The following is a 13,286-nucleotide window of genomic DNA, read 5'->3' as shown; positions in this document are numbered from 1 at the left end:
AGCCGCGCGCCGGAATCCACCCCCTCCGAAACGCGGCCGCCAGATCGTTCGGGCAGTTGCGTCTCAGTTGCAATAGGGCACGGTCCAACGCCCCGGTTTTCAGTCGCACGCGCGCCGACTATATGGGCGCCATGAACGTGCTGACTGGCCTGCTGATCCTGATCGCCACCGTCGCTGTGATGGAGGGCGTGGCGTACGGCGCACATCGCTGGATCATGCACGGACCGGGCTGGTTCCTGCACAAGAGCCATCACCGCCCGCGCACTGGCTTCTGGGAAGCCAACGACCTGTATTTCGTGATCTTCGCCGCGCCGTCGATCACGCTGCTCGTCGGCGGCACCTATGCCGGTTGGCATCCGGCGACGATCTGGATCGGCGCGGGGATCGCGGCGTACGGCGCGATCTATCTCGGCTTTCACGACATCATCGTCCACCGCCGGGTGCCGTCGCGCTACCTGCCCAAGTCGCGCTACATGAAGCGGATCGTCTCCGCCCACCGCCTGCATCACGCGGTCGAGACGAAGGACGGGACGGTCAGCTTCGGCTTCCTGATCGCACCCAAGCCCGAGGAGCTGAAGGCCGAATTGAAGCGCCGCGGGAATGCGGGCGTGCGCGCCCCGCGCGAGATGGCTTGAGCGTCGGCCGATCGATCGGCCGGATCGCGCTGCTCGTTCTGAGCGGGAGCGCGACGCTGAGCCTGATCGGCGCGATTGCGGAGACCGCAAATACCGGCCCGACCCCGCAGATCGCAGGCGTCACTCGGCCCGGCCCGGTCGTCGAGGTCGCGCCGGGTGAAGTCGTCCCCGCGCGAACCAGCCGGCAAGTTGCGACCGCGCCCGCCCCTGCCCGCGATCGCGACTTCGAACGCTGGCTGCGCGCGATCAGCTATGCGCTGACGGCGCTGGCGGGGTTCGCCGCGGCGGGGCTCGTCGTGCTGCTGCGTATCGCCTCGGCGCTGTCCAAAATCGCCGACCGCGATTGAGCCCGGAAGCCGCGCCGATCGTTGTCCCTTCCCAAGGAGAACCGATCATGGCGCAGCATCCCGAACAGGAAGATCCCGGTTTCGAGCACGACGTGAACGAACTCGATCCGACAAAGACGAACACATCCGAGCACACGACCGAGGAGGACGCCGGAGAAGGCGAGCTTGAGGAGGCGCAGGAAGAGGCTGCGCACGAGCGCGAGGAAGAGGGCGGGTATCAATAAGGCGGCCCCCGAACACGAGCGTCGCCCCAGCGAACGCTGGGGCCGCTTTCGGCTCTAGTCGCGAGCGATCCCAGCTTTCGCTGGGATGACGCCCCTCAGTCGAACAGGCTCGACACCGATGCCTCGTCGGCGATCCGCTTGATCGCTTCGGCGACGAGCGGCGCGATCGTCAGGTGGCGGATGCGCTTCGCCTCCGCGATCACGTCGTGGTTGCCGATCGAATCGGTGATGACCAGCTCCTCGAGCGCCGATGCCTCCACGCGGGCCACTGCGCCGCCCGACAGGACGCCATGCGTGCAATAGGCGACGACGCCCTCGGCCCCCGCCGACTTGAGCGCGGCGGCCGCGTTGCAGAGCGTGCCGGCCGAATCGACGATATCGTCGATGAGGATGCAGAAACGGCCCTCGACCTCGCCGATGATGTTCATCACTTCCGATTCGCCCGGCCGCTCGCGCCGCTTGTCGACGATGGCAAGCGGCGCGTTGTCGAGCCGCTTGGCGAGCGAACGGGCGCGCACCACGCCGCCGACGTCGGGCGACACGACCATCAGGTTGCGGTCGCCGAACCGCGTCAGGATGTCGGTCGACATGACCGGCGCGGCATAGAGATTGTCGGTCGGGATATCGAAGAAGCCCTGGATCTGCCCGGCGTGCAGATCGACCGACAGCACCCGGTCGGCACCCGCGGTGGTGATGAGGTTGGCGACCAGCTTCGCCGAGATCGGCGTGCGCGGGCCCGGCTTCCGATCCTGGCGGGCATAGCCGAAATAGGGGAGCACCGCGGTGATCCGCTTGGCCGACGCGCGCTTCAGCGCGTCGATCATGATGAGCAGTTCCATGAGGTTGTCGTTGGCGGGGAACGCCGTCGACTGGATCACGAACACGTCCTCGCCGCGGACATTCTCCAGCACCTCGACGAAGATCTCCTCGTCGGCGAAGCGGCGCACATTCGCCTTGGTCAGCGGGATTTCGAGATAATCGCCGATCGCGCGCGACAGCGGATGGTTCGAATTGCCCGCGAGGAGTTTCATGCGATCGCCTGTCGATGATGGATGCTCGCGCGCCCTTTAGAGCGGCATCGCGGAATGTGAAAGACGTGTGACGCGATGGACGATCGTCCGCTTACCGCATAGAGCGCGCGGATGACCGTCGTTACCCGTTTCGCGCCGAGCCCCACCGGGCTGCTCCATGTCGGCAACCTGCGCACCGCGATCCTCAACTGGTTGCTCGCGCGGGGCGCGGGCGGGCGGTTCCTGCTGCGCCTCGACGATACCGATACGGCGCGCAGCGAAGAACGGTTCGTCGAGGCGATCCGCCGCGACCTCGCCTGGCTGGGCCTCGATCCCGATGGCGAGGAACGGCAATCGGCGCGGCTGGATGCATATGAGGCGCGGTTCGAGGCATTGGTCGCGGCGGAGCGGCTTTATCCCTGTTACGAGACGCCCGAGGAACTCGACCTTCGCCGCAAGATCCTGCTGGGGCGCGGGTTGCCGCCGATCTATGACCGCGCCGCGCTGGCGCTAACCGATGCAGAGCGCGCGGCGTTCAAGGCGGAGGGGCGGCGGCCGCACTGGCGGTTCCGGCTCGATCACGACGCAGCGATCGAGTGGGACGACGCGATCCGCGGGGCCCAGCGGTTTGATCCAGCGGCAATCAGCGATCCCGTCGTGCGGCGTGCGGACGGGAGCTGGCTCTACCTCCTTCCCAGCGTCATCGACGATATCGACATGGGCGTGACCCATGTGGTGCGCGGCGAGGACCATGTGTCGAACACCGCGACACAGGTGCAGATGTTCGCCGCGCTCGGCGCGACGCCGCCAACCTTCGCGCACGCCGCGCTGCTGACCGGCAGCGAGGGCAAGCTGTCGAAGCGGCTCGGCTCGCTGGGTGTCGAACATTTCCGCGACGAGGGCATCGAGCCGCAGGCGCTGATCGCGCTGCTCGCGCGGATCGGGACCAGCGATCCGGTGGAGCCGGTGGTCGATCCGCTGACGCTTGCCGCGGCGTTCGATTTTTCACGCTTCGGCCGGGCACCCGCGCGGTTCGACGAAGGGGAACTGGCGGCGGTCAATGCGCGGATCGTGCACCAACTGGATCACGCAGCGGTGGCGGATCACCTGCCCGCCGGTATGGGCGCGGAGGCTTGGGAAGCGGCGCGCCCCAACCTGTCGCGTGTCGCCGAGGCGAAGGACTGGTGGCAGGTGATCGAGGGGCCGATCGACGCGCCCGCGATCGAAGAAGGCGACCGCGCCTATCTGGCCGAGGCGGCGCGCGTCGCGGGCGAAATCGACTGGACCGGCGATCCTTGGCACGCGCTAACCGGGACGCTCAAGGAGGCGACGGGGCGCAAGGGCAAGTCGCTGTTCCTGCCACTGCGCCTCGCGCTGACCGGACAGGCGCACGGTCCCGACATGGCGACGCTGCTGCCGCTGATCGGCCGCGACCGCGCCGCCGTGCGGCTTCAGGCGGCGGGCGGGTAGCGCAGGCGACCGACGAAGCGCGACAGGCTGAGCCGCGGGGTGCCGCCGGTCCACTTCGCCTTCGCCGTCTCGAACCGCATCACGTCGTCGATCCGGCGGGCGAGGAACGCGCGCGTGTCCGCCTGCGCCTCGCTCTCGTCGTCGAGGAACACCGTCACCGCCGCGGCATAGATACCCGCGAGCAGCGTGCGCTTGGTATAGTGGTTATAGTCGGTCGCAGTGTCGCCCGCCGCGCGCCACATCACGTCGGCGGCGCGCCAGCCGAGCTTCACGCCCCGCGCGACATTCTGCGGCCGCGCGAGGACGGCGAGCGCGCGGCGCAGCGCCTCCCGATCCGGGGCGACGATATCCAGTCGCGCCTCGACCAGGGCGGCGATCTTCTGGCGGATCTTCATCGCGCCGAGCACCTCGGGCGGCAGGCGGCGCAGCATTTCGGCATCGACATGCGCGAACCAGGCGTCGATCATGTCGACCGGCCCGCCCGGAAAGGCGATGCGCGCCACGTCGCGATCGATGCCCAGCGCATCGGCGGCGGCATCAACCGCGGCCGGTTTCCACCCGTCAAACGCCGCGTTGCTCGCCACCAGCGGGGCCAGCGCCTCACGCATCTCGTCGAGGGTCGGATCGGGCGGCAGGTCGGTCATCGCATCGGCTCCAGTCTCACGCCACCGATCTAGGGTCCGCAGGGTCAGGCGCAAGCGCCTTCGTATCGGGCTTTCGGACCAGGACCAGCGCCGCGGCGATCAGCACCGCGCCGGCGATATCGGGCAGCCCCAGCCGCTCGTCGAACCAGACCCAACCGATCGCCGCCGAAACCACCGGCTGGATGAGCAGCGCAAGGCCGACGACGAGCGGCGTCAGGTGGCCGATCGCATAGATCATCAGCCCCTGCCCGATCAGTTGGCTGCACACCGTCAGCAGGATCAGCGGCGTCCAGTCGCCCGGCATCACCCGCTCGCCCAGCAGCAGCGCGAGGGCTAGCAGCGGCAGCACGCTCGCCGCGGTCGAGAGGCCGAGGGCGGACATCGGCGCCATCGTGGACCGCACGCGCGCCATCAGGATGAAATAGGCGGCATAGAGCACGCCCGCGAGCAGGCAGAACAGATCGCCGACGACATTCTGCGGCGACAGCTCCGCCGACCGGCCGAGCAGCAGCCCGCCGCCCAGTGCCGCCAGCGCCAGCGCCCCCCCTTGCGTCCGCGTCGGCCATGCGCGCGCGACGATGAAGCCGTAGATGGGATAGATCAGCGTCGCCGAATTGCCGAACAGCGTCGAGTTGGCGAGCGTCGTCCCGCGGATGCCGATATGCCAGCTCCCCAGATCGGCGGCGAAGGCGAGGCCGGCGAGCGCGATGACGCCCCACAGCCCCCTCGCCGCGCGCACCGGCCACTCGCCCAATGCCGCCGCGACGGTCAGCAAGACCGGCGCGGCGAGCGCGATCCGCCAGAACGCTGCCGCGACCGGCCCGGTATCGGCCAGCCGCACGAACAGCGGCCCGGTGGCCAGGAACACGTTGGCGGCGATCACCGCGGCGACGGGGACCCAGCTTGGGGGCGGCGTAGTTATCCTTTGGGGCAGGGGGCGATGCATGGCGCCCCTTAGCGCCCTACCTTCCGCCTGTCCTGCCAACAATGGAGTTCCACGAATGGCATCGCTTTACGACCCGATCCGCCTCGGCGCGATCGAGGCGCCGAACCGCATCCTCATGTCCCCCCTGACCCGCGGCCGCGCGACCGAGGGGCACGTCCCGACCGCGATCATGGGCGACTATTACGCCCAGCGCGCGACCGCCGGCCTCATCATCACCGAGGCGACGGGCATCAGCCGCGAGGGTCTGGGCTGGGCCTATGCCCCCGGCCTCTGGACCGACGAGCAGGTCGAGGGGTGGAAGCCCGTGGTCGAGCGCGTGCATCAGGCGGGCGGGCGCATCGTCGCCCAGCTCTGGCACATGGGCCGGATCGTCCATCCCGACTTCCTGGGCGGCGAGGCGCCCCTCTCCTCCTCGGCCACGACCGCGCCGGGCAGCGTGCGGACCTATCTCTCGAACGGCGAGAAGAAGCCCTATGAACAGGCGCGCGCCGCGACGATCGACGATATCAAGCGCGTGCTCGACGATTACGAGACGGCGACGCGCAACGCGCTGGCCGCCGGGTTCGACGGCGTGCAGCTTCATGCCGCCAATGGCTACCTGATCGACCAGTTCCTGCGCGATGGCGCCAACCACCGCGACGACGATTACGGCGGCAGCCCGGAAAATCGCGGCCGCCTGCTGCGCGAGGCGATCGACCGGATCGTCGAGGTGGCGGGTGGCGACCGCACCGGCGTGCGCTTCTCGCCCAACGGCGACACGCAGGGCGTGATCGATGCGAATCCGGAAGCGGTGTTCCTGCCGATCGCCGATTATCTGGAGGGCAAGAAGATCGCCTTTGTCGAACTGCGCGAGCCCGGGCCGGACGGCACCTTCGGATCGACGACGCAGGCCGCGATCTCGCCCGCGTTCCGCAAGCACTGGACCGGCCCGCTGATCCTCAACCAGGATTACGACAAGGCCAAGGCAGAGGCGGCGGTGGCAGAGGGGCACGCCGACGGCATCGCGTTCGGCCGGCCCTACATCGCCAATCCCGATCTGGTGGAGCGTCTGCGCACGGGCGCGCCGCTGGCGAAGGACGACATGGCGACGTGGTACAGCCGCGGGCCGGAGGGGTATACCGACTATCCGGCATTGGAGCGCGCGGACGCCTGACCGACGAGTTATCCTCCCCCGCCCGCGCGGGGGAGGCGCTCACGCAGCCAGTGCGTCGGCCTTGGTGTCGGCGAGGCTGGTGCCGTCGAGGATGCGTGCGGTCTCGTCGCGGACGCGCGCCATCGCGATGCGGATCGAGCACGACGCCTCGTCCTTGCAGTCGGTGCAGGGGCGATAGGCGGTGCGGCTGACGCAGGGGACGAGCGCCAGCGGCCCCTCGATCGTACGGATGATCTCGCCGAGCGAGATGAGATGCGCGGGGCGCGCGAGGCGATAGCCCCCGGCCTTGCCGCGGGTCGAGAAGAGGAAACCCGATTCGCGCAGATCCGCCAGGATCAGCTCGAGGAACTTGCGCGGCACGTTCGCCTCACCCGCGATGCGGGTCATCGGCACGGGGGCGCCGTTGATCGGCTGGCCAGCCAGAAAGATCATCGCGCGGAGCGCGTACCGCGAACGCTGCGTTAACATGATCGATTTCCCATGCCACCGCTTGGGCTTCGGGGAAAGACCCTATTTCCGATCGGAGTTTGCCTGTCGGTCGGGGCTTTTCTTTATTTCCCGGCGGCCTATATCGATCGGTGCCGGCTTGTCCGGCTATGGCGATAAAATGTAGCGTGTCATAGGCGCAGCGGACCCGGGGGCAGTACCCGGCGGCTCCACCAGAAATGGTGGTGTATCTGGACACCGTTTCTGACGGGGCCGAACCAGGATCGACGTGTGTTGAAAAGCGCTGCTTTCGCCCGGAATGGGACCACCGCAACGGCCCATCTCACAAGTGCCAACGATAACGAGGCGCTCGCGATTGCGGCCTAACCCAAGACCTCACGGTCTAGGTTAGATTGACAAAAGCGCGGTTGGACGCACCGGGCAACAGAAGCGTTACGGCGGCCGCCGGGGGGGCCGAGCAACAGAATCCCCCCGGACTTTCCCCGATCTGGGCGCGAGATCGCGTCATCGTCACCCCCGGACTTGTTCCGGGGTCCACCGTGCCACGCGACAAGCGGCCGATGATTGCGAACGGCGGTGAACCCCGGAACAAGTCCGGGGTGGGAGGTACCGGTGCCCCCCCCAAACTGGACCCAAGCCTTCGCCGGTGCACGGCACAGGCGGGCGCGCTTGGCCTTAACCACGTACCCCGGCGACGGCCGGGGTCCAGTCGTGCGACCCTCGCGACTCCGGCCCCGACCGACGCCGCCCTACCCCAGCCAGCCCCCCTTGAACCCCGCCCGCTCCAGCCCGCGACGGATGTACGGGTTCTTGCGCATCGTCTTCCACACGAGCCCCGTGCGGTGATTCTCGATCATCGCGACGATCGGTCCCTGATCGATGCCCAGCCAATCCTTGTCGACCCAGCCCGTCCCTGGCCGTAGTTCGCCATGCTTGAACGGTTCGGGCGGGCGCGACCGGATCGTGGGGTTGAACGAATCGAGGAAACCGTATTTTCCGTACGTACCCGTCCCGAACCGGCGATAGATCGCGCTCACCGCCGGCTCGACGATTTCGGGCGCGAAGGGATAGCTGCCAAGCAAGGCGGTCGGCGCCAGCGTACCGTCGTCGCGCTCGCCCGGCCCGCGCGCGGAATAGCTAAAATAATCGCGCCCGTTCAGCTTGAAATCGCCCGGCCCGTCGCACGCGGTCAGGCCCCACACATTGGCGCCGTACCCCGCCCAGCCGCCGGCATTCTCGATCGCGTACTGCCGCTGGGCATAGGTCGCGCGGCGGCTGTTCTCGAAATAGTCGATGCCCTTCTCGGCCATCAGGGGATCGCGGATGCCTTTGAAATCGATCCAGACATGGCTGTACTGATGTCCGAACATCGGCGCGAAGTGCAGATACTCCTGCCCCCAATGCGTGCCCCAGCTTGCCTCGAAGCGGTCGGTCAGCGCGGCCCACGTTCCGTCCGCCAGCGGGTGCGTCGGCGAACCGAGGCCGAGCACGTAGAGGATCATCCCCTCGTTATAGATGTTCCAGTCGCTGGGGATGAAGCCGCTCTCGGGATGCCAGCCCATCGACACGAAAGGCGGGCGCGGGGTGATCCAGTCCCATTCGATCGCACGATAGAGCCGGTCGGCCAGCGCGCGCACCTCCGCCTCGCCCGGGTCGTCGCGGTCGTACCAGCTTTGCGCGAAGAGGACGCCGCCCATCAGCAGCGCGGTGTCGATCGTCGACAGTTCGCAGCGTGCGAACCGCCACCCCTCGGTCACGCCGAGGAAGTGGTAGAAGAAGCCCTTGTGCCCGCTTCGGCGCGTCGGCTCCGGCCCCATCGGTGCGCCGGTGAGGAACCGCAGCATCGCCAACGTGCGCTGGAGCCCCGCGGCGCGCGTCACCCAGCCATGGCTCTCGCCGATCGGGAAGGCGGTGAGCGCGAAGCCCATCGCCGCGATCGACGCGAAACTGGGCGTCGGCCAGCGATCGGGCGCAAGACCGCGCTCGGTCTCGGTGGTGTCCCAAAAGAAGCGGAACGCACGCTGTTGGATGTCGTCGATCAGCGGCGCGGTCGCGGTATCGGCGCGCGGCGGGTGGCTGGCGATCAGCGGGTCCTCGCCCCGCCGGGGCGCGGCGCAGGCGCCGACCGTCGCCGCGAGCCCGGTGCCCGCGGCGTGGAAGAAACGGCGTCGGTCGAGCAAGGCGACCTCCTCTTGATTACGCGTACGATGTTGCCGGGGCGGACATCAGGGGGGAGAGGGGACCGCCCCGGCAAGGACCGGCATCAGAAGCGATAGCCGACCCTGAACTGGACACGGCGCGGGAGCGTCAGCAGCGCGTTGCCGATCCCGGCGGGATCGAGCGGATCGGTGGCGCTGAAGAACTCGTCGAAGCCGCTGAAGTTCTTGTTGTTGAAGGCGTTGAGCAGGTCCACCGCGACCTCCAGCTCGTGTTTGTCGCCGAACAGCTTGAGCTTGTTCGCCAGCGTCAGATTGACTTCGCAGAAGGCGAAGACGCCCTTGATGCAGTTCTTTTCCGGGTATGCGGCGGTGAACCGCAGCGCGCCGGTGTCGAACCCGTTGGTGGCGTCGGTCACCTGATAGGCGGCGCCCGAGCCGAAGGTGCTCAGCGTCGACAGCTGGAACCCGGCCGGCAGGTCGGCGATCCCTGAGAAGGTGATGCGGTGACGCTCGTCGCCGCGCGTCGGACGCCAGCCATAGGCGTCGGGCGTCAGCCCGTCGAGGCTGAACAGGTCGCCGCCATTCTGCTCGGCCTTGCCGAAGGTATAGGCGATGTTGACGCCCCAGCCCGAGGTCTTGGTGTAATCCTTGTCGAGCGTGAAGAAGAGCGCCTTGTATCGGGTGTCGAGCCCGTCATAGCCGATCAGGATGTTCGAATAGCCGTTGGCGCGCGCCGCATCGGTATTGCAGCAATTGCCTAGGCCGTTGTTCTGCCGCGTCGCGAACAGGTTGGTATAGCCGTTGCGCCCCCGCTGGTACGAGGCGCTGAGCGAGGCGCGGAAGATGCCGATCCGCTGGCGCACGCCGAGCGAGATCTGGTCGTTGACCGGCGGCTTGGCATCGTTCTTGACCGCGAACAGCTCCGGCAGGCCGGTCTCGGGATTGGTGTTGAGCAGCGTCAACAGCCCGTCGCGCGTCAGATAGGCCGGGTCCCACCGCGTCGTCGGCAGGCCCGAGCGCGGCGCACCGTCGGCCGAGAAGCGGAACACGCCAATCGGGTTGATCCGGCGCGACAGCTCGTCGACGGTGTTGTTGAAGTTGTTGCGGTCGTAATAGCGGCCCGCCCCGCCGAAGATCACCGTCGATTCGTCGCCGTTGATATCCCACGAGAAGCCGAGGCGCGGTGCGATCGCGCCGGTGAACGGCTTGCGGTTGTTGCCCGTCGAGATGTAGTTCTCGGGATCGAAATAGTCGGTCTTGGGATAGGCTCGCAGCGCCGCCGCGGCATTGGCGGGCGTCACGTAGTTGTTGTTGACCGCATTGGTTTCGTAATCCCAGCGGACGCCGAGATTGAGCTGGAGCCGGTCGGTCACGTCCCAGTCGTCCTGCGCGTAGACGCCGAACTGCGTGTTCGAACCAAGCACGAGCCCGCTGCCGAGGCCCAGGCGCGCTTCGGCCGGGAAGCTGAAGTTGAGGTTGTTCTGCGCCTCGCGACGGAAGGTGTAGCGCGGCTGGATATAGGCCTGGTTGTCGAAGCTGATGTCGGTGACCTCGACGCGCACGCCCCATTTGAAGACGTGGTTCTCGAGCCCGCTGAACGTCGTATCGTTGCGGATCGTGTAGCCCGACTGAAGCTCGCGCCGGGTCGAATCCTTGCCGCCGAACAGGATCACCGAATCATAGTCGAACGCCGGCAGGTCGGGATTGAGCGACGAGGGATTGAACTCGTAGTTCAGATAGTTGGCGTTGAACTCGTTGATGAAGTTCTCGCCGTTATAGGTCCATTTGAAGAGGTAGGTGTCGACCTTGTTCCGCTTGTTCTCGGCATAGCTGTAGGCGGTGTTACCGCCGAAGCCCTGGATGTCGGTTTCCTGACGGCGGCTGAACGACAGGTCGAACGTCTGGTTGTCGTCCGGAGTCAGCGTCAACTTGCCGAAGTAGAAGTCGCCGCGGAACGGGCTGACGAACGCGCCCTCGAACTCCGACAGGCGGCGGCCGGAGAACTGCTCGAACTCCTGGATCGCGGCGGCCGAACCGGTCGAATCAACGTTGAACGCGCGATCCTGGTCATTGCCCTCATAGGCGAGGAAGAAGAACAGCCGGTCCTTGATGATCGGGCCGCCCAGCGACACGCCGTACTGCTTGCGCTCGAACGCGGGCTCCGGGTTGCCGTTGCGGACATCGAGATAGCTCTTCTGTGTCAGCGACTTGTCGGTATACTGGCCGAACGCTTCGCCGTGGAACTCGTTGGTGCCCGACTTGGTGACCGAGGTGATGATGGCGCTGCCCGCCTGCTCGTACTCGGCCTTGTAGTTCTGCGTCAGGACGCGGAACTCCTGCACGGCGAGCTGGCCGAAGGGATTGCCGCGGCTGTTCTGCTGGCCGGCGACGCCGCCCTCGCGCAGCTTGTTCTTCAGGCTGACGCCGTCGATGAAGACGTTGACCTGGCTGGCGGTCGATGCGCCCGAGCGGAAGCCCTTGTCGGTTTCGCTATCGACATAGCGCACGCCCGGCGCGAGCGCGGCGAAGCTCAGGAAGTTGCGGTCGGTCTGCGGCAGGATGCGGATCTGCGCCTGGCTGACGTTAGTGGCGACTTCGCTGGTCTTGACCTCGCGAAGGGCCGAGCCGGTGACGACGATATCCTCGCCCGAGCTTTCGGTCGTGCCGCCGACGACCTCACCCTCGGCCGGTGCCTCGCCAGGTGCGGGGGCGGCCCCTTCCGCCGGGGCCGGGACGGCGGCGCCGAGCGCCACGTCGAACGTCGCCGACTGGCCGATCGCGACGGTCACGACGCGCTCGAACCGCTGGCCGTTCGCCTCGACCGTCAGCGTGTAGCTGCCGGGGCGCAGGCCGTTGAGGACATAGGCGCCGTTGGCCGCGGTGGTTGTCGTCTGCGTCCGGTTCGTCGCCTGTGCGACGACGGTCACGGTCGCCCCGCCGACGGGGGCGCCGCCCGAACGGACGATGCCGCGCAGGCTCGCGGTGGTGGTCTGCGCCGCGGCGGGCGCGACGAGGACGGCGGTGCTGGCGAGCGCGGTCGCGCTGCCGAGCAGGATGCGGAATGCCCGATGATTCATCATGATGTCGTTTCCCCTGAACCTTGCCCCTCTTGATGGAGGCGTTTCACGTTTCTTGACTTGGCGGTGCTTTCGCGGACCACCAATCGCGGAACCATTTCTTCGACGGAATGATCCTCGACCCCGTCGATCAGGTCGGCGAGCCGGACGATCGCCCGCGCGCCCACTTCGGCGATGCCGATGCGCAGCGTCGTCAGCGCCGGGCTGACCAGGCCGGCGAGCGGAACGTCGTCGAAACCGGCAAGCGCGATTTCGCCCGGCACGTCGATCCCGGTTTCGCGAAGCGCGACCAGCGCGCCGATCGCCATCATGTCGTTGCCGGCAAAGATCGCGTCGCACCGATCGCCCTGCCCCAGCAGCGTCTGGACCGCGGCGGCACCCGACGGCTGCTCGAACGTCCCTTCGACCACCCGCGGCTCGAGCCCGGCGCGCGCCATCGCCTCGACATAGCCGCGGCGGCGCCCCTCGGCGTCGATGTTGCCGCCGGGGCCGGCGATATGGACGATCGCGCGGCGGCCGCCGGCCACCAGATGCTCGACCATCGCCGCCGCGCCCGCGGCATTGTCGACGCGCAGTTCGGCACGCTGCTGTTGATTAGGCGCGCAGTTGACGAGGATCGCGGGCACGCTGGCGGGCAGGTGACTGCCCAGCGCATCGGCATCGACCTGCGGCGCCATGACGACGAGGCCGTCGACCCGGCCGCGCATCGCACGGAGCGCCTCGATCCCCTGCTGCGGATCGGCGTGCATGTTTGAGAGCAGCAGGTGCAGCCCGCGCGACGACACCTCGCGGTCCATGCCGCGCACGAACTCGGAAAAGAACTCGCCGTGAAGATCGGGAAGGACGACGCCGATCGTGCCGGTCCGCGACAGGCTAAGGCTGCGCGCGCCGGCATGGGGGACGTAGCCGAGCTGCGCGGCAGCAGCCTCGACACGGGCACGCAATTCGGGGCGGACATTGTCGCGGCCGTTCAACGCACGCGACGCCGAGGCCACCGACACATCGGCGACCCGCGCGACATCGCGGATGGTGGCGTTGGCCATTTCGGCGGCGATCCTCTTCCCGAACCCTTGTTTGGCATTTGGACGCGGACCCGTTCGTCCGCCCCTCTTGCTGAAACCGGTTACAAGACTCTAAGAGCCGGTGCAAGATTGATTCAGCGGGCGCGCTATCC

Annotated in this window: 12 protein-coding genes and 1 other RNA gene; 6 read left to right on the top strand and 7 right to left on the bottom strand. The window is 67.7% G+C overall.

Features of this window, described 5'->3' with window-relative positions; translation table 11 throughout:
- Positions 1–122 precede the first annotated feature (122 nt).
- Genes FHR19_RS07835 through FHR19_RS07825 form a run of 3 tightly spaced genes read left to right on the top strand, consistent with a single transcriptional unit; the run spans position 123 to position 1,206 of the window.
- Positions 123–635, top strand: coding sequence for a sterol desaturase family protein (locus tag FHR19_RS07835; protein WP_425505954.1), 513 nt, complete (start codon positions 123–125; stop codon positions 633–635).
- A complete protein-coding gene (locus tag FHR19_RS07830; RefSeq protein WP_184026680.1) occupies positions 632–982 on the top strand; it encodes a hypothetical protein in 351 nt (116 codons plus the stop codon). Before FHR19_RS07835 ends, FHR19_RS07830 begins: the two co-directional genes overlap by 4 nt.
- 47 nt (positions 983–1,029) lie before the next feature.
- The gene (locus tag FHR19_RS07825) at positions 1,030–1,206 is read left to right on the top strand and encodes a hypothetical protein (RefSeq protein ID WP_184026677.1); all 177 of its coding nucleotides are present in this window, start codon (positions 1,030–1,032) and stop codon (positions 1,204–1,206) included.
- 95 nt (positions 1,207–1,301) lie between these two features.
- Here the strand turns inward: FHR19_RS07825 and FHR19_RS07820 are convergent, their stop codons facing one another.
- Positions 1,302–2,237 (bottom strand): ribose-phosphate pyrophosphokinase, encoded by a 936-nt coding sequence (locus tag FHR19_RS07820; protein WP_184026675.1) that lies wholly within the window; start codon positions 2,235–2,237, stop codon positions 1,302–1,304.
- Positions 2,238–2,348: 111 nt separating this feature from the next.
- Between FHR19_RS07820 and gltX the strand changes: the two genes are divergently transcribed.
- Positions 2,349–3,686 (top strand): glutamate--tRNA ligase, encoded by a 1,338-nt coding sequence (gltX, locus tag FHR19_RS07815; protein WP_184026673.1) that lies wholly within the window; start codon positions 2,349–2,351, stop codon positions 3,684–3,686.
- Here gltX and FHR19_RS07810 read toward each other — a convergent pair.
- Together FHR19_RS07810 and FHR19_RS07805 are read right to left on the bottom strand one after the other, a co-directional pair.
- Positions 3,668–4,330 (bottom strand): COQ9 family protein, encoded by a 663-nt coding sequence (locus FHR19_RS07810; RefSeq protein ID WP_184026671.1) that lies wholly within the window; start codon positions 4,328–4,330, stop codon positions 3,668–3,670. The genes gltX and FHR19_RS07810 overlap by 19 nt on opposite strands.
- Before the next feature lie 16 nt (positions 4,331–4,346).
- Positions 4,347–5,276, bottom strand: a complete 930-nt coding sequence (locus tag FHR19_RS07805; protein ID WP_184026669.1) for a DMT family transporter — start codon at positions 5,274–5,276, stop codon at positions 4,347–4,349.
- A gap of 55 nt (positions 5,277–5,331) precedes the next feature.
- Between FHR19_RS07805 and FHR19_RS07800 the strand changes: the two genes are divergently transcribed.
- Complete coding sequence (locus FHR19_RS07800; RefSeq protein WP_184026667.1) at positions 5,332–6,429, top strand: alkene reductase; 1,098 nt, start codon at positions 5,332–5,334, stop codon at positions 6,427–6,429.
- A gap of 39 nt (positions 6,430–6,468) precedes the next feature.
- On the opposite strand, the gene FHR19_RS07795 is transcribed toward FHR19_RS07800, so the two are convergent.
- On the bottom strand, positions 6,469–6,897 hold the full coding sequence (locus tag FHR19_RS07795; RefSeq protein WP_184026665.1) for an RrF2 family transcriptional regulator: 429 nt from the start codon (positions 6,895–6,897) through the stop codon (positions 6,469–6,471).
- A 73-nt stretch (positions 6,898–6,970) separates the two neighbouring features.
- Here FHR19_RS07795 and ssrA point away from each other — a divergent pair.
- Positions 6,971–7,313, top strand: a transfer-messenger RNA (tmRNA) gene (gene ssrA / locus FHR19_RS07790).
- 312 nt (positions 7,314–7,625) lie between these two features.
- Here the strand turns inward: ssrA and FHR19_RS07785 are convergent.
- The 3 genes from FHR19_RS07785 to FHR19_RS07775 form a co-directional block, all read right to left on the bottom strand.
- On the bottom strand, positions 7,626–9,056 hold the full coding sequence (locus tag FHR19_RS07785; RefSeq protein WP_184026662.1) for a glucoamylase family protein: 1,431 nt from the start codon (positions 9,054–9,056) through the stop codon (positions 7,626–7,628).
- 83 nt (positions 9,057–9,139) lie between these two features.
- Positions 9,140–12,115, bottom strand: a complete 2,976-nt coding sequence (locus tag FHR19_RS07780; protein WP_184026660.1) for a TonB-dependent receptor domain-containing protein — start codon at positions 12,113–12,115, stop codon at positions 9,140–9,142.
- Positions 12,112–13,155, bottom strand: a complete 1,044-nt coding sequence (locus tag FHR19_RS07775) for a LacI family DNA-binding transcriptional regulator (RefSeq protein WP_184026658.1) — start codon at positions 13,153–13,155, stop codon at positions 12,112–12,114. Before FHR19_RS07775 ends, FHR19_RS07780 begins: the two co-directional genes overlap by 4 nt.
- Positions 13,156–13,286: the final 131 nt, after the last annotated feature.

It is taken from the genome of Sphingomonas yantingensis (assembly GCF_014199325.1).
Lineage (GTDB): Bacteria > Pseudomonadota > Alphaproteobacteria > Sphingomonadales > Sphingomonadaceae > Sphingomonas > Sphingomonas yantingensis.
This window is presented reverse-complemented; position numbering and strand designations above follow the sequence as displayed.